Source organism: Alistipes sp. CHKCI003 (assembly GCF_900021155.1).
Lineage (GTDB): Bacteria > Bacteroidota > Bacteroidia > Bacteroidales > Rikenellaceae > Alistipes > Alistipes excrementavium.
Window position 1 is genome coordinate 1 of record NZ_FCNT01000092.1, and the last position, 21,331, is coordinate 21,331.

Annotated in this window: 23 protein-coding genes and 1 pseudogene; 16 read left to right on the forward strand and 8 right to left on the reverse strand. The window is 59.0% G+C overall.

The window, feature by feature from the left end; genetic code table 11:
• On the reverse strand, positions 1-195 hold a 195-nt coding region (locus tag BN3659_RS13355), incomplete at its 3' end, for a hypothetical protein (protein ID WP_216092806.1).
• Positions 196-333: 138 nt separating this feature from the next.
• Between BN3659_RS13355 and BN3659_RS11450 the strand changes: the two genes are divergently transcribed.
• The 6 genes from BN3659_RS11450 (at position 334) to BN3659_RS11475 (ending at position 3,613) form a co-directional block, all read left to right on the forward strand.
• Entirely contained in the window at positions 334-981 is a 648-nt protein-coding gene (locus tag BN3659_RS11450; protein WP_091537100.1) for a DUF3164 family protein, read from the forward strand.
• Positions 982-1,112: 131 nt separating this feature from the next.
• A complete protein-coding gene (locus BN3659_RS11455; RefSeq protein ID WP_141682578.1) occupies positions 1,113-1,847 on the forward strand; it encodes a hypothetical protein in 735 nt (244 codons plus the stop codon).
• A gap of 204 nt (positions 1,848-2,051) precedes the next feature.
• Positions 2,052-2,816 (forward strand): BRO-N domain-containing protein, encoded by a 765-nt coding sequence (locus BN3659_RS11460; RefSeq protein ID WP_091537103.1) that lies wholly within the window; start codon positions 2,052-2,054, stop codon positions 2,814-2,816.
• Positions 2,816-3,007 (forward strand): hypothetical protein, encoded by a 192-nt coding sequence (locus BN3659_RS11465; RefSeq protein ID WP_091537105.1) that lies wholly within the window; start codon positions 2,816-2,818, stop codon positions 3,005-3,007. The genes BN3659_RS11460 and BN3659_RS11465 overlap by 1 nt, the downstream gene beginning before the upstream one ends.
• On the forward strand, positions 2,994-3,212 hold the full coding sequence (locus BN3659_RS11470; RefSeq protein ID WP_091537107.1) for a hypothetical protein: 219 nt from the start codon (positions 2,994-2,996) through the stop codon (positions 3,210-3,212). The genes BN3659_RS11465 and BN3659_RS11470 overlap by 14 nt, the downstream gene beginning before the upstream one ends.
• A 131-nt stretch (positions 3,213-3,343) precedes the next feature.
• On the forward strand, positions 3,344-3,613 hold the full coding sequence (locus BN3659_RS11475) for a transposase (protein WP_091537108.1): 270 nt from the start codon (positions 3,344-3,346) through the stop codon (positions 3,611-3,613).
• Positions 3,614-3,631: 18 nt separating this feature from the next.
• On the opposite strand, the gene BN3659_RS11480 is transcribed toward BN3659_RS11475, so the two are convergent.
• From BN3659_RS11480 to BN3659_RS11510, 7 genes are all read right to left on the reverse strand, one after another.
• Entirely contained in the window at positions 3,632-4,087 is a 456-nt protein-coding gene (locus BN3659_RS11480) for a phage tail terminator protein (protein WP_091537110.1), read from the reverse strand.
• Positions 4,084-4,686, reverse strand: a complete 603-nt coding sequence (locus BN3659_RS11485) for a phage virion morphogenesis protein (RefSeq protein WP_091537111.1) — start codon at positions 4,684-4,686, stop codon at positions 4,084-4,086. The genes BN3659_RS11480 and BN3659_RS11485 overlap by 4 nt, the downstream gene beginning before the upstream one ends.
• A gap of 117 nt (positions 4,687-4,803) precedes the next feature.
• The gene (locus BN3659_RS11490) at positions 4,804-6,033 is read right to left on the reverse strand and encodes an LPD3 domain-containing protein (protein ID WP_091537113.1); all 1,230 of its coding nucleotides are present in this window, start codon (positions 6,031-6,033) and stop codon (positions 4,804-4,806) included.
• The gene (locus BN3659_RS11495; protein ID WP_091537115.1) at positions 6,027-7,331 is read right to left on the reverse strand and encodes a phage portal protein family protein; all 1,305 of its coding nucleotides are present in this window, start codon (positions 7,329-7,331) and stop codon (positions 6,027-6,029) included. The genes BN3659_RS11490 and BN3659_RS11495 overlap by 7 nt, the downstream gene beginning before the upstream one ends.
• 1 nt (position 7,332) lies before the next feature.
• Entirely contained in the window at positions 7,333-7,761 is a 429-nt protein-coding gene (locus tag BN3659_RS11500) for a phage protein Gp36 family protein (protein WP_091537117.1), read from the reverse strand.
• A gap of 2 nt (positions 7,762-7,763) precedes the next feature.
• The gene (locus BN3659_RS11505) at positions 7,764-9,338 is read right to left on the reverse strand and encodes a hypothetical protein (RefSeq protein ID WP_091537119.1); all 1,575 of its coding nucleotides are present in this window, start codon (positions 9,336-9,338) and stop codon (positions 7,764-7,766) included.
• Positions 9,335-9,787 (reverse strand): DDE transposase family protein, encoded by a 453-nt coding sequence (locus tag BN3659_RS11510; protein ID WP_091537120.1) that lies wholly within the window; start codon positions 9,785-9,787, stop codon positions 9,335-9,337. The genes BN3659_RS11505 and BN3659_RS11510 overlap by 4 nt, the downstream gene beginning before the upstream one ends.
• Before the next feature lie 178 nt (positions 9,788-9,965).
• Between BN3659_RS11510 and BN3659_RS11515 the strand changes: the two genes are divergently transcribed.
• The 10 genes and pseudogenes from BN3659_RS11515 to BN3659_RS11555 form a co-directional block, all read left to right on the forward strand.
• On the forward strand, positions 9,966-11,045 hold the full coding sequence (locus BN3659_RS11515; RefSeq protein ID WP_091537122.1) for a head maturation protease, ClpP-related: 1,080 nt from the start codon (positions 9,966-9,968) through the stop codon (positions 11,043-11,045).
• A 20-nt stretch (positions 11,046-11,065) separates the two neighbouring features.
• A complete protein-coding gene (locus BN3659_RS11520; RefSeq protein WP_091537124.1) occupies positions 11,066-12,247 on the forward strand; it encodes a BACON domain-containing protein in 1,182 nt (393 codons plus the stop codon).
• Positions 12,248-12,251: 4 nt separating this feature from the next.
• On the forward strand, positions 12,252-12,752 hold the full coding sequence (locus tag BN3659_RS11525) for a glycoside hydrolase family 73 protein (protein WP_091537133.1): 501 nt from the start codon (positions 12,252-12,254) through the stop codon (positions 12,750-12,752).
• Between the two features lie 18 nt (positions 12,753-12,770).
• On the forward strand, positions 12,771-13,325 hold the full coding sequence (locus BN3659_RS12940; protein WP_141682579.1) for a hypothetical protein: 555 nt from the start codon (positions 12,771-12,773) through the stop codon (positions 13,323-13,325).
• A complete protein-coding gene (locus BN3659_RS11530; protein ID WP_141682580.1) occupies positions 13,249-13,665 on the forward strand; it encodes a hypothetical protein in 417 nt (138 codons plus the stop codon). The genes BN3659_RS12940 and BN3659_RS11530 overlap by 77 nt, the downstream gene beginning before the upstream one ends.
• A 24-nt stretch (positions 13,666-13,689) precedes the next feature.
• The gene (locus BN3659_RS11535) at positions 13,690-14,436 is read left to right on the forward strand and encodes a BACON domain-containing protein (protein WP_091537127.1); all 747 of its coding nucleotides are present in this window, start codon (positions 13,690-13,692) and stop codon (positions 14,434-14,436) included.
• 3 nt (positions 14,437-14,439) lie between these two features.
• On the forward strand, positions 14,440-14,925 hold the full coding sequence (locus BN3659_RS13210) for a hypothetical protein (protein ID WP_171847762.1): 486 nt from the start codon (positions 14,440-14,442) through the stop codon (positions 14,923-14,925).
• 235 nt (positions 14,926-15,160) lie between these two features.
• Positions 15,161-19,054, forward strand: coding sequence for a hypothetical protein (locus BN3659_RS11545; protein WP_091537130.1), 3,894 nt, complete (start codon positions 15,161-15,163; stop codon positions 19,052-19,054).
• Between the two features lie 8 nt (positions 19,055-19,062).
• Entirely contained in the window at positions 19,063-19,563 is a 501-nt protein-coding gene (locus BN3659_RS11550; protein ID WP_091537132.1) for a hypothetical protein, read from the forward strand.
• Positions 19,556-21,331, forward strand: a pseudogene (locus BN3659_RS11555) (hypothetical protein); the annotation flags it as partial. The gene BN3659_RS11550 and the pseudogene BN3659_RS11555, both read left to right, overlap by 8 nt.

Below are 21,331 nucleotides of genomic sequence, written 5' to 3' on the forward strand. Positions count from 1 at the left end.
CAGGATATATTCTACAAGCTGTGCTGTTTGAAAGACGTCAAACGCTGTTATATACAGTCTCGTGTTCGAGCGATGCGCCGTCTCCGGTTGACCGCAACTATTATACAAACGATATTGTGTATCGTTGAAGGAGTTGCCGGAAGATGGCGCGACCGTGTTGGGCAAAACCTCTGATGTGCAATACCCTTTCGTCATAGTGAGATATATCGGTTGCAGATGGTTGGTGCGGGCATTCCCCGGATGGGGCGGAGTAGAAGGAGGGATTCTCGGCTGGCGGCCGATTCTCGAAAACATGTGAAATACATTAAAATCTTTCTAAAACTTTAACAGATTATGGACATCACGAAAATGACAGCAGCTGAACGCGCCTCCCTGAAGGCGCAGCTTGAGGCCGAAGAGCGGGCCGAGAAACAGAAACGCGAGGACGATATTAACGCCTATAAGGATTCCGTCGACGGATTCTGCCGTGCGGTCTTCGACCGTATGAACGCCGTGTCGGACCGGATGCGGAGGGCCAAGGACGTAACCTTCGCGGAGGCCGACGCGCTGATCGCGCTGAAAGATTCGCTCTACAAGACCAAGACCGACCGGCACTCGAACACCTTCACCACCTCCGACGGACGCATCACCGTATCGCTCGGATACCGAACCAACGACGACTGGGACGACACGGTGAATGCCGGCGTAGCCAAAGTCAAGGAGTTCATATCCTCGCTGGCCAAGGACGACACATCGGCCGCGCTGGCCGAAATGGTGCTGAACCTGCTGGCCAAGGACCGCAAGGGCAACCTCAAGGCCAGCCGAGTGCTCCAGCTGCGGCAGATCGCACAGAAGTCCGGATACCCCGAACTGATCGAGGCCGCGGACATCATCCAAAGCGCGTACAGACCCGTCGACACCTGCCAGTTCGTATCCGTGCAGTACAAGGACGAGTACGGCGTGAAGCACACTCTCCCGCTGTCGCTGGCGGCCATGGAGTGATCCCGATCGCTTCCCGGCGGCGGGTCGATTCCGTCGCCGGGAACTAAATTGTAAAATATTCTATTTTAATTTTGCGGGGGGGGGAAATTTCATAATTTTGCCGCGATTCTTAACCAAACAACCAATTATTTATGAAAAAATCTACTTTTTTATGGATCGCAATTATCGTGTCCGTATTTGTCGGATGTTCAAAAGATGACGGAAACAGCATCAAATTGTCGCTAACGGAAAAAACGCTCCACTTCGGTGAAGAATATCAAATCGAAGTAGAAGAGGGATCCAATCTGACATTCATATCAGCAAACGAATATCACGCCGTTGTCTCCGACACGGGACTTGTTAGCGCCCTTTTCGTCGGAGAGACGAATATCATCGTTTCAAATGGGGAGAGTTCGGCAACGCTCCGGATCATCGTAGCTCCGCAAAGCAATTTATATAAAGAACCGTGTCTCGATTGGGAAGCATCCCGAGAAACGATAATAGAACAATACGGGACACCTGATTCATCTGACGGAAAGACGATCTCATATACGGACTATTCGACTGCGGCGGACTTGTTGTCGTACATGTTTGAAAATGACCGTCTCAAAGGGGCTGGAGTGCTGGTCAAATCGAAATACGTTGTTGAACTGGCCGAGTATCTGGCTGAGCGTTATTTGCCATTGGCCGATACCGAAGAAGCCGGTTATGTGTTTGTGAACGGAGTAACTCCGGAATCAATAACGACAATAGTTTCCGTGCAAACATTAGGTAATTATTTTACGGTCATTTACCTGCCATACTCTTCTGATAAAACCCGCAGCGAAAGCGATGCGCTGGAGATTTTCGATCACTTCGAAAATCTCGTTGAAAGAATTGACAAATAATTTCTATTTTCAAAAATAGTTTCTATCTTTGCCCTCGTCTACTACATATACTATCGAGGGCAAAATTCAGAAAATGATACTTTGACCCGATAAAGGAACGCCCCTATGATGGGCCGGGAGGAAACGACCGGTCAGCATTCACGCCCTGCGTATATGTGGTAGACACATCTACGGGGGCGTTCTCTTTGTCATTATTCTTATTCTATGTCTACCAATAAGAATTCATCCGGCACAATGTTGCCGCAGGCGTTCGTATTCAACGCCTCGAACCAGCAGGTTCGGACCGTCCTGCTCGACGGCGAACCTTATTTTGTCGCAAAAGACGTATGTTCGATCCTCGGCATTTCAAATCACAACGATGCCGTCGGGCGTCTCGATGATGACGAAAAAGCTGGGTCGGTACTGCCGACCCAGTTTGGAGCGAAAGAAACAACGATCATTAACGAATCCGGTCTTTACCATCTGATCTTTCAATCCCGTAAAGAGGAGGCCCGCAGTTTCCGCAAATGGGTAACGTCGGATGTTCTGCCGGCGCTTCGCCGCACGGGTCTGTACGAGCTGAGCTCGGGTGCAACCGCGAGCACGGGCGTGGGATCGCTACGTTACCCGCGTCGCGGGGAGTCCATCACGGCCGACATCCTCCATCTGCTGTGGTTGATCGGCGAGAGTCTTCATCAGGGCGACCAGTTATCCATAGCGCTGGAGCTTGGCGTCCCCCGTCAGGCCGTTTGGCGTGTGCTGAACGGTCATCAGAAAAGCAGCAAAATCCTGATGGCACTCTACAAGCGTGCCCAGACGAACCGAGAAGCAGACCTGCTTTATCATTCCCCGCGCGAGATGGCGCAGCTGCTTCTCGGCGAGCGGTCGACGCTTCCCGTTCCGCCGCGTCTGCCAGCGGTTCGTCTGGGCGGTCGCGGACGGACGCTCGGCAACCAGAATGCCCGCAAAGAGAAAGGAGGGCAGCAGTGATGGGACGCAATAAGATCCGCAAACGTTACATGGTAACCGAGGGCGATTTGTTCCGGCTGTACGCCGAGATCCGCCAAGTGCGACACGATGAGCGCCGGGATGCGTTCATGACCGATTTCCGGCGCCTGCTGCGCGAGGCTCAGGAGGTCGAACTGAAGATAAAGAAAGGAGGCTCGGATGGTACGCTTTGAGCAGGACCGCTATGTGATCGAAGTCCCGGTTGCAGGTTCGAGCCCCGTGGAGGACTGGCTCGATCTTCACGACGAACTTACGTACGTTTTCGAACTTCTGGATTCGGAACACGCCCCACAAAGCGGTCTCTACCGCCTCGCGGGTCTTCTGCGTGCGATGATGCCGGAATACGAACAGGCTCTTCGGCTGACGGATCCCCGCTGATCCGCTGCCTGTTTTCAGCGAGCCGCCGGACGCAGTGTCCGGCGGCTTTTGTATGAAAACGCTCTGCGAAAGCTCGCTATCGAATAAAAATGCGTATCTTTGCAGTAACGAAGATTCAATCAACCGAGCCTATGCCCCGCGGACGAAACAGACACCTCATCGAACAGCGCGATCTGGCGCTGTTGCGCCGGTATCACTACTGGACCGAGGAGCAGCGTCTTCGGTTCGACGATACGCTGAAAATCCTCTCCGAGCAGGAGTTCTTTCTGTCGGAGGAGCGGATCATGGCGATCATCCGCCGTGCGAGCCGCGTCCACCGCGAACTGGGCATCCGTCCCGTTCCGAAAGTACGCAAACCCCGCATCACGGCCACGCAGCTGGCGATGTTGCAGGAAGAGTAAATTTCCCTCCGCCACACCTCACGACGTTTCCGCGAGACGTTCCGTCATGCGCCACCGGTAGGTGGTCTCATAGACTTTGACGCCGTAAGCCGTCGTTACGGGGCGGCTCCGCACGCGCTTGACAGGTTCGAGGGATCCCCGGGGCCGGTATCCGTGCAGGCAATCCGTGAGGCGCCGGAGCAAGCGTGCCCGGTCGGCGATGCGGTCCGTTGTTCCCGATCCGGCATGCGTGTCGTCATAGCAGTCGATGCCGAGGCGCACGGTCATTTCGGCCGTTCCGCGCTGGATGTTGGCAGGCATTGCACCCATCTCCTCCCACTGCACCGTGAGGCCGCTCAGCAGCACACAGGGGAAGGTTACGGGATATTGGTCTCCCGCATCGGTCTCCAGTTGTCCGTAGTCCTCGTCGATGAGGCTCAGTTCGGGCATCCGCTCCCGCAGCCGCCCGATCAGTTCGATCAGTACTTCGTTCATCGTATGTTCAGTTCAATGAGTTGCGCTTCGAGTTCGTTCTCCAGCTCCTTGCGGATCGTCTCTTCCAGCCGGGCGCTCGTGCCGAGAAACTGACGCTGGGGAATGCGAACGGTGATTTTTTTCTTTTTCGTCAACGCCAGCCGCTTCCATTGCTCGGCTTCTTCGCCTCCGGCCGTTTTCCCTGTTCCGTTCTTTTTGCCGCCTCCGGCCGCATAGTATCTCCACCACGCATAGCGGCGCATCCGGGGTGTAACGGTCGGATGCGTAGTTCCGCCCCAGTTGTGAATCGGGGCGTAAGGCACTCGGTTATAGACGAGCGCCCCGTAATCGTATGTCGTATGCTCGACCGACGACATGAGGTGTTTCCGGCTGCTGAGCAGGGGGCCGTATCGGCTTTCGGCTGTGCCGGCTCCGGACTGCTGGCGGCGTGTCCGGGGCCACGGGCGCAGCTCGCGGTCGACGAATCCGCCTTGTCGGAAATTGTCGCGGAAGTGGTTTTCCGCGAGCCGTCCGACGATCACCGGCGCCGTCCGCCGGACGAAGGTCTCCAGCTCGCGGCTGAATTTTTGTGTGAGCTTCGAAAACTCTTTAGGGTCCATTTGTACGATATTTGAACGTTTGTTTGCAGAACCGGATAATATCCGTATATTTGCATACGGATAGCGGCTTCGATGCCCGATGCCGGATTGTAGTTCCGGATAAGGGCATCGGGGTCGCTACTTTTTTATTCCCTTCAAAACGGTCGGTTTATCCGATATGCTGTGTAGCAGAGTGTTCCCATCTTTATATTCATGAACAATGATCCACGAAGGATCCCCTTGTATCCGGACTTCGAAAATATGGGATTTCCGAAGACCGGGTTTTCTGTCATTCTTATACGTCCCCCATCCTTTGTAATCGGCCTTTTCCAGCACCTCTCCGATTCGGAGCAGCATCTCGTTCTTGTAGGCCCCATGTTTATGAGGCTGATTCAGGAATTCTTTAACGCCATCTCTTGTTACTGTGATCTCCCTGTCGAATTCGGGGTTGCGGTATCGGATATTCCGCACCGTCCTCAGCGCTTCGGCTTGAATCTCCGCTCTGCGGGTGCGGTACTCCTCCATCGTTTTCGGCAGTTCGCGTCCGCCGATCCAGTCGGGGTATAGTTCGTCCAACGCTGTCTGCACGGCATCGACAGCACCTTTTCGAGCTTTGGCGACATACGGATGCGAAGGGCTGAATATCGCCGCCGTGTGCGCCGGGTTCGTCTCGATGCCGGGCTGTGGTTCGCTTCCGGGCATCTCCTGCGGTATCCGGTCCTCGGGCGTCCGGGGTGCTCTGGTGGCCTGCAATCCGCATTTGCAGCCCCACAGGTCTCCGGGCATGTGCCGCTGCCAGAAGGGGTGCCCGACGGGCAGCACGAGCCCGTAGAAGCGCATGTGCGAAAGGCGTGGTTCGACGCTCGTGCTGGGCATCCATTCGAGATTAGGAAATACGTCGGCCTCGGCTTCGAAGCGCTTCCAGTCGGCCGCGATGTGTGCTCGTTTGACGGCCGTGTCGTACTCTGTTCGCAGCCAGCTGCCGACCTGATGCGATGCGATGGGTTCGACCTCGCGGCGCCACTGACGGAAGGATTTGAGCCCGCCCTCCGCGTCGAGCAGCCGCGCGGCCATGTCGTGCTGCATGCGGTGGACCTTGAATGCGGCGAAGACGGCGTTGTTGTACCGCAGCTGCTCGTAGAAGGAGTACTCGGATTCGGCGAACGCGCGGGTGCCGAATCCCTCGTCTACGGCCCGGTCGAAGACCTCGCGCACGGCATCGAGCATTACGGCGTCGATGCGGTTCGCGGGGTCGAACTCGCGGCCGTATATGCGGCGCATGAATCCGAGCACGAGGTCGCGGTCGATCCACCACGCTCTTGCGAACTCTTCGTCCGCCTCGGCGTAGTAGAGCCTTTCGACTACCATTCTAAATCCGCCCCCGTGCTTTCGGGGGCCGAGGCGAAAAAATCGCGCAGACGACTGCCGAAGCCGTGCGCACGGCGGTTCTGCGGCACGCTCCCGGCACCTTCGACGACCTCGGTCGTCCGTGTGGAGGCCATGCGTGCCTTCTGCTGTTCGTAGTCCCGGGGGCGTTCGACGCCGTATTTGCGGTAGAGATAGTCATCGTCCATCGGCAGGCCCATCGCCTGAAGCGTGCGGTCGATGTTGATGCTCTCTGCAAGGTCGATCTGCTTGGGCTGTTCGAATTCGAAGCTACCGCCGCGGACGTCGATTCCGAGCGTGAGGAGCAGGTCCGTAAAGTCGTAGTTCAGAACGTCGAGCACGAACTGCCGGTCCATCTGGTTGATGGACTCCTCGGCGCTTTTGTGTACGGTGCCGAGCGCCTGCGTTCCCGTATCCGTGGTCTGCGTGGTGAGCGTGTTGCCCAGCAGGGCTTTGCTTTCGGCCTCGTCGCAGTATTCCAGCAGGGTTTTGTACAACTCGGCGCTTCCGGCCTTCTGCGAAGCCTCGTGCAGGTTGACGGACGTGCCGTCGGGATGCAGAATCACGGGGCTGGCCCCCATGGCCGTGAGGTCGCGGAGCATGGCCCGCCGCGCCTCCTCGTCGTATATGGCGTAGGTGCCTTCGCGTATGGGTTGTCCGAAGAGTTCGGCATACTGTGCATAGTATCCCAAGCACAGACGTTTGTAGATGGCATAAGGCATCACCTGCGCCAGCAGCCCCAGATCTCGGGCTTTACCGACGAAGAGCAGGTCGGGATATTCGTCCCACGGTTGTCCGGTGATCTGTCCCTCGCGCGGGATGATGAGCCGCCGCACGGGATCGACGTGCTTGCGCGGGATGAGGTCGTAGGCGAGCCATTCGCCCTCGCGCCGGAACTGGAACAGAGAGAAGCCCCACAGACGGGCGTCGAAGAGGTCCAGCAGGAAGTCGTGGAACCACGGCGAGCGCAGATGCTGCTGCACGTGTTCGTCGATCTGTTCGCTTCGGCGGAATACGACGGGCTGATCGACGAGCGCCGCCCGTCGTTTGTCGATCACGGCATTCAGGTGCGCATCCGTGGTCAGCAGATCCGTATAGAGGTTGTAGAGGCGTCTTCGCTGCGGGAAGTCGATGCGATTGGCATCGCGCAGCGCCTGCATATAGTCTGCGATGTCGACTCCTCCGATGCGGGGTGCCGAGAGAATGATGGTCGAGGTCCCCTGCCCCGCCACGCCGGGCGTGCCGCCCGCAGTGATGCGTCGTGTATTTTTTTTCGCCATATCACATGTAGTTTCGGTGTTTGCGGTCGCTCGACACGAGGAGGGGCGTCAGCTTCTCGCGTCCCTGTTCAGGTGTCATTTCGGGCAGTCCGTCGACGCGGATCATTCCCTTCTGAATGCCTTTGAGCCATTCCACGGCGCGTTCGTACCGGTCGATACGGATCTGCGACATGTTGTGCGGGTTGTGGATGCAGAAGATGTGATACACGGCGATGTCGAGTGCGAACATGAGTACGAGCTGATTCCGCTCGGCTCCCTGCGCCGCGAATACTTCGTCGCAGTCGTAGACCTGCGACATGTAGCTTCTCATTTCGGCGATCGCCCGGTCTTCGCAGACCTCGATCACCTGTTTGTCGTCGCGCACCAGAGCGTCGAGAATCTCGCGGTGGAGCGTAGCGTCGTAGTCGTCGATGTCGATGAATTGGGACATGGTTACATCAGATGTTTGTTGCCGGCCCGGCCCGATGGCGGTACGATCGTAATGGGACGCATTTGACTGAGTTTGCTTCGGATCATCCGCCATGCCCCCTCGATGCAGTCGGGGCCGTCGGCCGGATAGGGCGTGCGCATGGTGAAAAGCCGGAACTGCTTGAGCAATTCCTGCATGTCGGGCGAGTCTTTTTCCGCCTCGTTGAATACGAGAAGTCCGTTCCGGTTGAGCGGTTCGAGGTTGGCTTCGATTCGTGCGGCCTTATCCCCCTTGATCGCCGCATCGGGCTGTATGGAGAGCATCACGCCCGTTTCGCGCCGCTTCCGGTCCATAAGGGGTTTGTATACCTGCTGAAAGAAGGGATCCTGCAAGGAGTTGTTCTCCATGAAGCTGAAGACGGGTACCTTCAACCCCATTCCTGCGTAGCGGAACAGGTGGAAGTAGGCTTCGATGAAGTCGTCGTTCAAACCCCGGAACAGACGTCCTTTAATGACGTAGAGCACATCGTCGAGCACACCCGTCAGCCATACGGCCTTGAACGATCCCGAGTTGCCCGTGCCGCGTCGCTGTCCGGGTGCCGGGTCTCCGTAGATCACCAGAAACGGGAATCGTCCAAGGGGCGGAACTTTGCCCAGCAACTGCGTGCCGAAGACGTTGCCCTCGGAGATCGGCGTATTGAAGTACTCTCCCATAGCGGCGACATAGCTCATCTTCGAGAGCACGCGGTCGATCATCGGCTCGGGATTTTTCTCGGGCCACACGGATTTGCCGTCGCGGTAATCCTCCACGCCGTTCGGGTGCCTTGGATCGACCATCCGGAGGTTGATGATGTCCCAATGATCGGCCAAGGCTCCTGCGCGCTTCACGCAGCAATCCTCGGCGATGAGATTTCCGTTGAAGACGATGAGCGTACCGCCCGATACGGAACGTGTCGGATAGAGATCCTTCTCCCACCACGCCCACTTTTTATCGAGAATCGAAGGATTCGCGCAGTCGGGCAGCGTGTCGAAGTCGTCGACACGGATGACATCGGGTCGTGCGGCTTTGTTCTTGACGCCTCGGGGTGTCTCTCCGGCACCCAGCGCCATGAACGTAGCACCGCATTTCGCACTGAAAAAATCTTCGGTCCAGTGTCCGAGCGTCTGCTGTCGGCCGTAGTACTGTTGTATGCGACGATTGGCTTCGAGTTCGATTTTATATGGCGTGAGCAGCCGCGTTGCGGCCTCGTGCGTATTGCCGGCCATTATGAAGAAGCGTTTGCGGCGCGTCAGGGCCAGATAGAGATCCTCGAACATGCCGATCGTAGACTTGGCCAGCTCGCGGCTCCAGCTGCGCACCTCGAACCATTCGTCGTGCGCGAGCACGCGGCGGAACGCCCGCCGCTGGAACGGCGCGAAGGGATAGCCCGCATAATGCGGCAGGAAAAACCGCACCCACGCCTCGAAATCGGATTCGAGCCGTGTGCGATGTCGTTCGATCTCGGCTTCGGACATTGCCTCGTCGATCGTCGTGGCGTTGTAAACGGATTCGCGCAGGCGCTCCCAATAGCGCAGGGCATCGCGGTCGGTCTGTTTCATCGTCTCTCGATCTTGGATTTGATGAACGCATCGAACAGACGCGCAAACTCCTTCGTTTTCTCCAGATCCATAGGCCGCAGAAAGTCGATGAACGCCGCGCCGACATTCACGATGTCGTGAATGCCCGCCTCGGTTTGCAGGCGGTTGACGGCCGTGGTGAGTTTGACGATCGTATCGGCCTCTTTGGCATTGGCGAAGCGCCGGCCCTGCTCGCGGCCGAGGATAGTCTCGTTTATTTCGGCGATCTGACGCTGGAAATTACGGATCTGCTCCTCGGTGGTCATCGACATCGTGGTGCGCAGCTCTTCCCAATGCCCCTCGGCCGCCCAACGGACGATCGTCGTGCGTGCGACACCCGCCCGTTCGGCGATTTCCGCCTGCGTGAGGCTCTCGCGCAAATACAATGTACGAGCGTAGTCTTTGAGTTGCTGACGTGGATTTCGGGGCATTTTCTTGCGGTTTTACGATGCAAAAGTGGGGCTCGGCATCCGAAGTCGCAAACGGAGAAAACAGCACGGAACGATGTAATTATATTATTTATATATAAAATGTTATGATGTAATTCCGATTTGCAAAAAGGCGGAATGAGGTTCAATTTTGCGGCGACGAACACACACGACATCCGCCATGACACATCATCGCATCTCGAATATCATCGACGACGAAAACGGCTGCTGCATCATGCTCTACGGAGACATCGGCGACTGGGGCGCCGTGCGGCCCGAGGACATTGTCCGCGAGCTGATGTCGGCCGAGCACGAAGGGCGCCGCATCGACGTCCGCATCAACAGCGTCGGCGGCGAAGTCTATGCCGCCTTGGCGATCTTCAACGCTTTGCGGTCCTCGCGCGCGGAGATAACGATCTATATAGATTGTCTGGCTGCGAGCGCAGCCTCGATCATCGCCGGCTGCGGCCGTCCGGTGCAGATCGCCGACAACGGACGCCTGATGATTCATCGGATCCGGACCGAAACTTTCGGCACGGCCGACGAGATCCGCACCTGCGCGACGGAAGTGGAATCGCTCGAATCGGTGCTCGTAGACATCTATGCCCGACGCACGGGCCTCGCACCGGAAGCGATCCGTGCGACCTATTTCGACGGGCAGGATCATTGGCTCACGGCCGAAGAGGCTTTGCATTTGGGCTTCGTGGACGGGATCTTTGCCGCCGGTGATCCGGTGTCCGATGCCGCCGCCACACCGCGCCAGATCTGCGACGCCTATACGCAACGGTATCTCAATTCTCTGAATACGCAAATATCAAAATCCAAGACCACCATGTTGAATCAACTCAGAAGCCGCCCGCGCTTCACGGACTGCGCGGACGAGGCTGGGGCTCTCGCGCGCATCGCCGAATTGGAACAGCAGGCCGCTGCCGCGGATGCGCTCCGCAGCGAACGGGACGCCTTGCAGTCCGAACGCGACAGATTGCAGGCCGAGAACGAGGAGCTGCGGCAGCGACAGCAGCAAGCCGAGGAGGCCGAAACGGAGCAAGCCCTTTCCGATCTCGAAGCCCGCGGGCTCGTTCCTGCCGGACAGAAAGAAAATGCCCGCGCCATGCTGCGGGCCGACAAAGCGGCCGCCATGGCCTATTTCGGAGCGCTCAAGCCGGGCCGTCGGATCGTCAATGAACTCGAAGCATCCGCAGGCGGCGAAGACGCACTCGAAAAACGCAAGGAGGAGGTCCGCAAAAAACTCGGACGCTGAACCTTTTTACAATTCACATTATGGCAAACAATCCTCAAATCCAGACCAATTACGGCGGTGAATTTCTCAACCGCCTGCTGACGCTCGTAACGACGGGCAACGAACTCTTCGAGCGCGGACTGCTGCACATGGAGCAGAACGTCGGCGACCGCTTCTCGCTTCCGCGGATGCGGCTTTCGAAAATCCTTCAGAAGCGCGTCGAACAGCCTACGTCGGAAAACTCCAAAGGGCAGTTCACCATCGACGAGCGCGTTCTGCGTCCGCAGGACGTCATGGCATACACGGAGTTCAACCCGCGGCTTTTCGAGAAGTTCTGGAAGCCCTTCCAGCCCACGGGCGAGCTGGTTTTCCGCGAACTACCGTCCGACGTGCAGGAGCAGATGCTGCTCGAAGTGGCGAAAGTCGCACGCAACGAGTTGGGTTTCCACTTCATCCAAGGCGTACAGGGCGATGGCGAAGAACAGTTCTTTAACGGCATTCTGACGCGCATCGTGAACGATGCGGACACGATCAAAGCCACCACGTCGGAGAAGACGATGCTGGCACGTCTGCGCGCCGTATGGCAGAAAGTCCCGGCCGTGATGCGCAACGATCCTAACTTCTGCTTTCTGATGTCGGCGAACGACATCGACAAATACGACGACGAAATCACCGATTCGTCGAAAGGGGCCGATCCCACGTCGGCCAACGCCGTCCGATTCAAAGGCAAACGCATCGAAGGACTCGCCGACTGGCCCGACGACGTGATCGTGGCGACCGTGGCGAGTCTGGACATCGACTCGAACCTCTGGGCGGCCTGCAACCTCGTGGACGATACGACGGCCATCAAGGTCGAGCGCGTAACCAACGCCGGCGAACGCTACTTCTTCAAGATGTTGATGAAGATCGACACCAACATCGTCTGGGGGCAGCTGGCCGTGCTGCTCGACGCGCGTCAGACGACGCTGAGCGTCTCGCCGACGACCGTGCCGGAGTTCGCCAAGAGCGGCGGCGAGAAAACCGTAACGGTTACCTCCTCCTCCGAGAACTGGACCGCTGCGGTCGATGGCGGGACGGACTGGTTTTCCGTAGCGAAATCCGGCGACAAAGTCAAGGTTACGGCACAGGCCAATGCCGAAGGTGCGCGCAGCGGGTCTTTCACGGTCAGCGTGAACGGAAAAACGCAGAAGGTCGCGGTGTCGCAAGCCGCAGGTAATGCGTGATGCCATGAGGCCCGCAGAATTCAAACGCACGTACTATCCGGCCATCGAGCGTGTCTGCGCCCGAACGGGGCTCAATCCCCTGTTCGTTGCGGCGCAGGCAGCGCTCGAAACCGGCTGGGGCGAACGTGCCATCGGCTGCAACCTCTTCGGCATTACGGCCGGAGACAAATGGACCGGCAAACGGCAAAGGGTACGGACGACCGAATACTTTCCGGACGACCAGCAGGCGGAACGCTTCCCGAAGGTATACTCCATCGTGCGGATGCGCGACGGACGCTGGCGCTACGATGTGGAGCGCGACTTCCGCGACTACGATTCCGTCGAGGAGTGCCTCGAAGATCACTTCCGCATACTCTCGGCCGAACGTTACCGACGGGCGATGGATTATCGGGACGACGTGAAACGCTTCGCATACGAAGTGGCGAAGGCCGGATACTGCACGGCACAACCCGAGGTATACGCCGAGACGATCGGCAAAGTGGCCGCAATGATTTCCGAACTCTGATTTAATCGATGAACGACGATGGACGAAGTATGGAACATACTCGCATGGGCGATTCCCAGCGGGTTCCTCTCCTCCGTTGCGACGTGGCTCATCACCCGCCGCAAACAGAACAACGATTTTCTGTCCGAGCTTCAGAGCTCGATCAATCTTCTGTCGAGCGAGAACAAGAAGATTCTGGCCGAGAACATCCAGCTCAGGCGTGAGAACGTAGACCTCAAGGCCAATCAGGAGGAGATGCTCCAACGCATAGACCGCCTGACGGGAGAGGTCGCACGACTTCGCAAAGCCATCGGGAAACACACGACACGAAATGACGATACGCATGCTTCCGATGTTCGCGGCTCTGCTGCTGGCGGCGTGCTCGGTGAACAGGAGGACACTCAGCAGCAAAACACAGGTGCGGGCCGACACGGCATCGCACGCCTTCGCGGACGCCGGGGACGTCGTCCGGCAGACGAACATCCGGACACGGAATCACTGGAAAACGCACGAGCGGATGATACGCTCGGAGCTGGCGGAGCCGATACCGGCCCGGACAGCTTCGGTGAATCTGACGGCGGCGAACCTCCGTAACCTGCCCGACGGGGCATCGTACGTCGCACGCGACGGGCGGCTCACGCTCGAAGCACGCCGCGACGGAGATACGCTCCGCATCGTCGCACATGCCGATTCGCTCGCCCGCCGCACGGTTCGACATGAATACCGGCAATGCGACAGCATGGTGCAGGACACCGCTTTCCGGCGGATTCTCGACAGCCTCGCACGCACCTGTGAACGGGTGCAGCGCACGACGCGCGGAACCGAATCGCAGGCCGCCGAAGAGCGGAGCCGCAAACCGGCGCATCTTCTCTGGCTGTCGGCAGCCCTTCTGGCCGCAGGTCTTGCAGGATGGTGGCGGGTACACAGAAAATAAACAAACCTTAAAAAACGACATTTTATGAAACGATCGGTTACACAAACCAACGACGGTTACTATGTGCTGCTCGACGCTTTCTATTTCAACGGCAAGCGTCTGGGCAACATCTCCGAAGAGGGTGTCAACTGGGGCGGCGACGATGCCCAGACTTTCGAGCTGTGGGCGGCGCAGATCCGCAGCAACCCCGTACTGGACATCGAGACGCGGGCCGCGACGAACGAGATTACGGGCAAGATGATCGAGATGGTGCCCTCCAACTGCGTCGATCTGATGGGCGGCAAGGCCGTAGGTGAGGAATGGCAGATGCCTGCCAACTCGCTGCGAGCCGAAGGCGACGTGCGCATCCTGACAGGTACGGGCAAGACCATCAAGATCAAACGGGCGTCGCTGCGCGCTTCGAAGATCCGCGGCGGACTGGGCGGCGAGAAGAACATCGGCATCGAGTTCGGCCTCAAGATGCTCGCCCCCAAGGACGGCTCCTCGCCCGGTTCCATGCTTCCCACGGAGCCCTTCATCGAGGCCGAACCCACGGCGTTGACCTTCGGGGCCGACGGCGGCAGCAAGGCTGTGGCTATCGAAGCATCGGGACCTTTCTCGGTCGGCGTCGTGCCCGAGGGATTCAGCGTCGAACTCGTGAACGGACGCGTAACGGTGATTGCCGAAGCAAATGCTACGGGTTCGCCGCGCTCGGGGAGACTCGAATTCATCCTCGAAAGCGATGTCGAAACCAAAGCGTCGGTTACTCTTTCGCAGCCTAACAACGCCTAAGCCGTGAAACGGGACACTGCGCGGGAGGCGGCGGAGGCGTTGTTGGATGCAGGGCTTTCGCTGCCTCTGCTGCGCCTCCGTTTGCCGTGGATGCGGCCGCGGACCATCCGCATCGTCATGCGCCGCCCCTTTTTGGGCGACATCATCCGTCTGGCCAAAGAGCGCCGGGCCCTCGGCGTAACATACGCGCAGATGGCGCGATTCACGCCCGACGAAGCCGCGGACTTTCTGGCCGAACACGGGCACCGCCTCGCGCGCATGGTGGCGCGGACCGTCTGCCGGGGCCTCGTCTCAGGACCGCTGCTGAGACCGTTGCTCGCGTGGATCATCCTGCACGGCATGCCGCGCGAGTATTTGCTCGAAGCACAGTCGAAGTTCATCGCTCTGCTATTCGAAGTAAGGGATTTTCAGAATATTATCGCATCGGTCGAAAGCCTCGATCCGCTTCGGCCCGTGTCGAGCCGCGAAAAAACAACAAACAGGAGTTAAAGAGCCGTTCGGAAGGTTCCCATAGCCTGTTCGGGATCATCTGGCAGATTGCGTCGGCTACCGGCTGGAGCGTCCGCCACATCCTCTGGAAAATACCCTACACGACCTTGATGCTCATGCTTGCGGACGCTCCTCATCTCGAAGACGGGCCGCCGCCCGAAGCACAATCCGAGACCCGCTGCGGAGGCGTGAAATCCGCAGAAACCGTTTTCCAAACCCTGTTGTCCCCGAAACCGTGAAACCTGTCGAAATAGAATTCCTGCTCCGCAACCGCACGCGCGACGGCCTCTCCGGCATCTCCTCCGATGTCGGACGGGTCGGAGCGCAGGCGGACGCCGTGCAGAAGGGACTCGAACGGTTGCGCTCGAAAGCCGGACAGACCGCAGCCTCCGTGTCGGGCATCTTCCCGAAGATCGGCGAAGGGATACCCAAAGAGACGCTCGCTCTGTTCGACCGTATGAGCGACGAACTCTTCGGCGGCATGTCGCAGAAGGCGCGGCAGCTGGTGGAGGATATACAGGAGGACACGCTCTCGCTGCGGCAGGTGGAGCAGATGCAGCATGCCCTGAACGACGCCTACGAACAGGGCACGCTCTCGCTCGACGGGTATCTGACCACGCAGGCGCGGCTCTCCGTGCTGCACGACCGGATCGCGCAGGCCGTGTCCGCAAACGAGCAGGCGCTTCGGCGAGAAGCGGCCGCTGCGGATGTAGCCGAAGACAGCATCGCGGCTCTTCAGATGCGCGTAACGCTCCTTACGACGGAGTACATGCACCTCTCGCAGGCGCAGCGGGAAGGGGCCGAGGGAACGGAATTGCTGAAAAACATCTCCGAGGTACAGGGAAGGCTCGAAACGGCGACCGTCGCCATGAACCGCTACGGCGGTACGGCACGCACGCAGTTCAACAGCCTCGGCATGTCCATCCAGCAGATCGTGCGCGAGGCGCCGTCGCTGGCCATGGGGCCGCAGATGTTCTTTCTGGCCATATCCAACAATCTGCCCATCTTCGCCGATGCCGTGGCTCGCGCACGGCAGGAGTATCAGATGCTCGTCGCGGCCAACAGGCAGGCCGTGCCCGTCTGGCGGCAGATCCTCTCGTCGCTGCTGAGCTGGCAGACCGTCATGGTCGGAGGGATCGCCGCACTGGTCTTGTACGGAGACCGGATCACCGGATTCGTCGCCGATCTGTTCCGCGGCAAGCAGGCATTCGACTCCACGGCTGCCGCTGCGGAAAGATTTCATGCCGTGATGACCGAGGGTGCACAGAGCGCGCAGGCCGAGATCACGAAGTTGCAGCTCCTATACGATGCAGCCACCGATGCGGCCAAGCCCTACGAAGAGCGCGCAACCGCTGTCGAAAAACTGCAACGGATCTATCCGGCCTACTTCGACAGCCTCTCCGCGGAGGCCATCATGGCCGGAACGGCCGAAGCGGCCTACCGAAACCTCACGACCGCCATCCTCGAAACCGCACAGGCGCGGGCCGCCGAGAATCAGTTGACCGAAATTGCCGAAGACGAACTGCTTTTGCGGCGGGCCAAATCCTATAAGGACTATGTCGACGCTTTCTCGAAATACGCAGAGGCTTGGCAAATATTGTCCGAAAAACGCGAAGCGTATCGACAAAGCGACATTGATGATGAATCGGCGAGAAGCGCTGCGATGGACGCAGAGGCGCAATTCAGTCGATCATACGATGTCATGCAGCAGATGCGCAAGCGTCTGTTCGAAGAAGTCGGATCTTCAAAAGGTGGCGATGAGCTCATAACCCGAATCGAAAATGAGTTCGAAGGAAATGTTGCAAAATTCCTTCGACACAACGAAGAGAGCAGACGACTGCTTGAGGATGTCGCTAAGAAACAATACACGCGCCTGACGCCCGAGGAGCTCAATGCCGGAAGCGAAGGGAGGGGCGGAGGCGCCGCCTCGCGCGATCAGCGGCTGGACGAGCAGCTGTTGCAAGAACGCCGCCGCATAGAGGAGCAGGAGTTGGAGATCTTGCAGGAGGGATTCGCCAAGCGCCGTGCCGAGGCCGGTGCGGCCTATGACCGCGAATTGCAGGATATAGAGGCACACCGCCGGCAGCTGCTCGCCTCGGCAGCCGAAGACCGCCGGCAAGGCAAAACGACACCGACGGACAGCCAGATCGATGCGCTCTTCGCGCAGCAGCGGCAGAACGAACTGGAGATCTATCGGCAAACCTCCGAGGCGATCGACCGGGAGGAGACGGCCGCACGTCAGCAGCGCCTGCAACGCGAAGAGGAAGCGTGGGACGAATACCTGCGCTCCTACGGCAACTTCGAGGAGCGGGTGCTGGCCACGACCCGCGAATACGATCGCAAGATCGCAGACGCAGGCACGGCCGGCGAGCGTGCGCGTCTCGAAGCCGAAAAGCAGCAGGCGCTGGCTGAACTCGAAACCGAAGGTTCGGCATGGGCCAAATCGCTGGCCGACAAATCGGCCGACGAACTGCGGAAGATGCTCGAAGAGGTGCGGCGTCAGTTCGACGAAGCCCAAGAACTCTTCGAGCAGATCGGCTCCTCCTCGCCGGCAACCGCCGCACTGCTGCGCTATATCGCTCAGCTCGAAGCGCAGATCGAGGAACTTCGGGAACGCCTCGAAGGTTCCCGGCAGCCGAACGAGGCGTCGGATGTTGAGCAGGCGCCGGGCCGCGACTGGGCCATGACGGCCGCAGGGCTCGAAGCCGTGGCCTCGGGAGCCCGCAAAGCGGCCGAAGCCGTGCGGGAGGTCGATGCGGGGCTGGCCGACGTACTGACAGCGCTGGTCGATGTTTCGAGCGGTGCCGCGCAGTTCGCAAACAGCGTGGCAGCCATCAAAGCGAAAGCCTCGTTCGGCAGCATCATGGGCGGCATCTCCGCCGGAGTCGGGCTCATCTCGTCGATTATCGGCCTGTTCGAGCGCGGCGAGAGTTCCATGGAGCGCAACCTCCGCGTAGCACGGGAGTTCAACGAGGAGCTGCGCGTGATGAACGAACGGGCGCGGATCAACGCCGACGAGGGCGGCATCTTCGGCGATTTCGCTTACAGGAACTTTCTGTCCAACGTCTCCGCGCTGCGCGACGCGCAGGCCGCCTACCGCCAGACGCAGGAGCAGATCCGCAATCGCGGAGAAGAGGTATACAAAGGTCGGGATATAGATGCCAAGATCGAGGGGCTGATGAACGGCACTTATACGGGTCTGTCGGGTCTCTACCGCATCGGCCGCAGCTGGGAGACGGCCGCCGAATCCGTGGCCAACATGCAGGTGCAGACGCAGCATTCGACCATAGGATTTTTAGGTATAGGACGTCGTTCGGCCAAATACGACTCCCTGCGCAATCAGCTGCCGGAGCTCTTCGACGAGAACGGCGAACTGGTCATGGAGAATCTGCGCGAGTTCGTCGACAGCGAAAACGAGGTCTACCAGCATCTCTCGGAGGAGAACCGTGCGTACCTGCGGCGCATGGCCGACGACTGGGAGGCCTACGAGCAGGCCGTCGATGCGGTTGGCGACTATCTGACGTCGGTTTTCGGTGAACTGGGCGATACGCTGACCGATGCGCTCGTTTCGGCCGCAGCTGCCGGGACGGACGCCCTCGAATCGGTTAAGGACGCTGTATCCGGTGTGATCGAGCAGCTGGGCACGGATATGTTGCAGGCGTCGATCCTTGCGCCAATCCTCGAAAAAGCCCAGAAACAGGTGCAGGACGTGATGACCGGAGATTTGTCGGACGAGGAACGGTTTGCCCAGATCGTGAAGATTTTCGGAGATACCGCAGGCGAATTGCACGGACAGCAGGGAGCGCTCGGAGAGTTGGTCGCCGCCCTGAAAGCCGCTGCTGCGAAGGAGGGCATCACGATCTTCGACGACGATGAAGGCGGCACGACGCAGCAAGGCAAGGCCGGAGCACTCTACACGGTCAGTCAGGACAGCTTTTCACGCATCGAAGGTCTCGCTACGTCGATCCAGATGCACGCCGCGGCCTCCGATCTCAAGCTGGGAAATATCGTCGATGCGATGAGCGAAAGCCTCGATGCGCTCAATGCCCTCGTGCGCAACACGGATGTCCTGCCCCGCATGTATGCGTTGTGGGAAAAGATCCGGCGGGACGGTTTGAAAGCCAAATAAACAGCATTATGAAGATACTCGAAGGACTTCTGACGATCAACGGCAGCGATCCGTACCTCGATTTCGGCGCCTTTCTGGCCGAAGAGGAAGCCGGTGGCCATGCCAATTACGACGCCCTGCTCAAAGGACCGAAACTCAAAGAACAGCGTACGGTCTCCTACCGCGACAGGGACGGAGTGCGGCTGCCGGCCAAGCTCGTGCAGCGCTGGGAAGCCCGCACGGTCGCCCTTCGCTTCGCCATCGTGGCGCCCGACGCCGCAACATTCGAACGCCGGTACTACGGCTTCCTCGATTTTCTGCGGCAAGGCGAAGACGGCTATCTCATGCTGCACCTGAAGGAACTCTCGCGCACTTGGAGGTTCTATCTCACGGAGTGCTCGGATTACAGCCAGCTCACCGCTTTCGACAGCGAGGTCGTAGGGACGTTCACCGCGACCTTTTGCGAACCTGTGCCGGACTTCTCGGCGCCTGTTCGAACAAACCCTGAAAACCGATCCGACAATGGATGAACTGAAGATATACGACCGCACGGGCGCGGTGAAGCTGACTGCGTACGTCGAAGAAGATTCGACGCACGACTGGGGAATCATGGAAGACAACCGGCTCTCGCTCACGTTCCATACGGAAGAGTGCGTCCTGCTCCTGCCCGGAGATTGGGTGGTGTTCGACGGCGAGCGCTTTTGGCTTACGCAGGAGTATAAACCCCAGCAGTCGGCAGAGACCGAATGGAAATACGACCTCTCCTTCGGAGGTGTCGAAGCGCTTCTGGCGCAGACGCTCGTGCTCGACACCACGGACGGTGCCGACCGTCCGCTGTTCGTGCTCACGGCGCCGGCACGCGAACACATGGCGCTCATCGTCGCAAACATCAACCGCCGTCTTGCCACGACCGAGTGGAAGGTCGGCGAGGTCGTACCCTCGGAGAATATCGAGATCGACTACTCGGGCAAGAGCTGTGCCGAAGCGCTCGCAGAGCTGGCCGAAACGTGCCGGACCGAATACTGGGCGGACGGCATCACACTCAATCTGAGCCGCTGCGAGTTCGGAGAAGCCATCGAACTGGGATACGGACGCGGACTGACCGCCGAGATCGAATGTTCGATGGCCGACGACCTTCGTTCGTATGCCTACCTCTACCCGGTGGGTTCGACCCGAAACATCGACCCCCAAAAATACGGCCACGACCGGCTGCAACTGCCCGGCGGCGAGACGCGCATCGACATGAACCCCGAACAGGGATTCGGTGAACTGGTCGAGTCGGAGGCATTCGAAGACATCTATCCGCGCTATGTCGGACAGGTCTATTCCGTGCTTCGGACCGAAGCTAAGGACGACGAGGGCAACACCTACTACATCTATCGTTTCGACGACCGATCTTTGCCGTTCAACCCGAACGACTATGAGATCGCGGGTCTCGTAAAGCGCGTAACGTTTCAAACCGGCGAACTCGCAGGACGCGAATTCGAAGTCAACTACGACCCCGACTGGGACGCAGGCATGTTCGAAATCATCACGCAATGGCCCTATGACGACGATACGCAGTTGCCGGGCGGACTGCTCGAACCCGAACCCGGAGATGAATACGTCCTGTGGAATATCCGCATGCCGGACGAATACTATCCCTTGGCGGAACAGGAGTTCCTGCAAGCCGCCCAGAAGTTCGCCGCGGAAGCACGACGCGACGTAAGCGTATACAAGGCGCCGCTCGACTACATCGATGTCCAAGAGCGAGGGCTCGTGTTGCGCCCCGGGCAACGGGTGCGGCTGCTCAGCAAAGAGTACTTTCCCCAAACGGGTTACTACGACAGCCGCATCATTCGCATTTCGCGTCCTGTTCTCTATCCCGACGAAGTGAGCGTCGAGATCAGCGCCGTGCGGTCCACGGGGTTTGTCTCGCGCATCGAAAACGACATCAAAGCCATTCGGCATTCCGTGAAACTCGTCTCGTCGGAGTACCCCGATCTGATCCGCTCGTGGGAGGAGACGCCCGCAAGCGACACGACGGTCTATACCTCGCGGAAGAGCGAACGGGAATTCCTCAATCGCCGGCGCGGCGGAACTGTCGAAGGCGACCTCTTTCTTCGGAAAGGAGCCGTCTTCGGCGACTTCGCTTCGGGTCTGACGGGTTTCGGAGGTCTGATCGACGGCGCCGGCAACGCCGAGCTTCAGAACATCACGGTGCGCGAATCTCTGACCGTTCCCTCTCTGAACTACAACCGGGTGGATATTTCCGTCGGGGACGACTGGTCCGCCCCGGGCGGAGGCATCGTCGCGGAA

What these genes read in the sequence shown, in the direction of transcription:
- BN3659_RS11470 (WP_091537107.1), top strand. Translation starts at nt 2,994, where the DNA reads ATGGTACGCTTTGAGCAGGACCGCTATGTGATCGAAGTCCCGGTTGCA.
- BN3659_RS11460 (WP_091537103.1), top strand. Translation starts at nt 2,052, where the DNA reads ATGTCTACCAATAAGAATTCATCCGGCACAATGTTGCCGCAGGCGTTC.
- BN3659_RS11485 (WP_091537111.1), bottom strand. Translation starts at nt 4,686, where the DNA reads ATGGACCCTAAAGAGTTTTCGAAGCTCACACAAAAATTCAGCCGCGAG.
- BN3659_RS11520 (WP_091537124.1), top strand. Translation starts at nt 11,066, where the DNA reads ATGGCAAACAATCCTCAAATCCAGACCAATTACGGCGGTGAATTTCTC.
- BN3659_RS11450 (WP_091537100.1), top strand. Translation starts at nt 334, where the DNA reads ATGGACATCACGAAAATGACAGCAGCTGAACGCGCCTCCCTGAAGGCG.
- BN3659_RS11530 (WP_141682580.1), top strand. Translation starts at nt 13,249, where the DNA reads ATGATACGCTCGGAGCTGGCGGAGCCGATACCGGCCCGGACAGCTTCG.
- BN3659_RS11500 (WP_091537117.1), bottom strand. Translation starts at nt 7,761, where the DNA reads ATGTCCCAATTCATCGACATCGACGACTACGACGCTACGCTCCACCGC.
- BN3659_RS11465 (WP_091537105.1), top strand. Translation starts at nt 2,816, where the DNA reads ATGGGACGCAATAAGATCCGCAAACGTTACATGGTAACCGAGGGCGAT.
- BN3659_RS11505 (WP_091537119.1), bottom strand. Translation starts at nt 9,338, where the DNA reads ATGAAACAGACCGACCGCGATGCCCTGCGCTATTGGGAGCGCCTGCGC.
- BN3659_RS11510 (WP_091537120.1), bottom strand. Translation starts at nt 9,787, where the DNA reads ATGCCCCGAAATCCACGTCAGCAACTCAAAGACTACGCTCGTACATTG.
- BN3659_RS11480 (WP_091537110.1), bottom strand. Translation starts at nt 4,087, where the DNA reads ATGAACGAAGTACTGATCGAACTGATCGGGCGGCTGCGGGAGCGGATG.
- BN3659_RS11475 (WP_091537108.1), top strand. Translation starts at nt 3,344, where the DNA reads ATGCCCCGCGGACGAAACAGACACCTCATCGAACAGCGCGATCTGGCG.
- BN3659_RS11535 (WP_091537127.1), top strand. Translation starts at nt 13,690, where the DNA reads ATGAAACGATCGGTTACACAAACCAACGACGGTTACTATGTGCTGCTC.
- BN3659_RS11490 (WP_091537113.1), bottom strand. Translation starts at nt 6,033, where the DNA reads ATGGTAGTCGAAAGGCTCTACTACGCCGAGGCGGACGAAGAGTTCGCA.
- BN3659_RS12940 (WP_141682579.1), top strand. Translation starts at nt 12,771, where the DNA reads ATGGACGAAGTATGGAACATACTCGCATGGGCGATTCCCAGCGGGTTC.
- BN3659_RS11455 (WP_141682578.1), top strand. Translation starts at nt 1,113, where the DNA reads ATGAAAAAATCTACTTTTTTATGGATCGCAATTATCGTGTCCGTATTT.
- BN3659_RS11525 (WP_091537133.1), top strand. Translation starts at nt 12,252, where the DNA reads ATGAGGCCCGCAGAATTCAAACGCACGTACTATCCGGCCATCGAGCGT.
- BN3659_RS11550 (WP_091537132.1), top strand. Translation starts at nt 19,063, where the DNA reads ATGAAGATACTCGAAGGACTTCTGACGATCAACGGCAGCGATCCGTAC.
- BN3659_RS11515 (WP_091537122.1), top strand. Translation starts at nt 9,966, where the DNA reads ATGACACATCATCGCATCTCGAATATCATCGACGACGAAAACGGCTGC.
- BN3659_RS11495 (WP_091537115.1), bottom strand. Translation starts at nt 7,331, where the DNA reads ATGGCGAAAAAAAATACACGACGCATCACTGCGGGCGGCACGCCCGGC.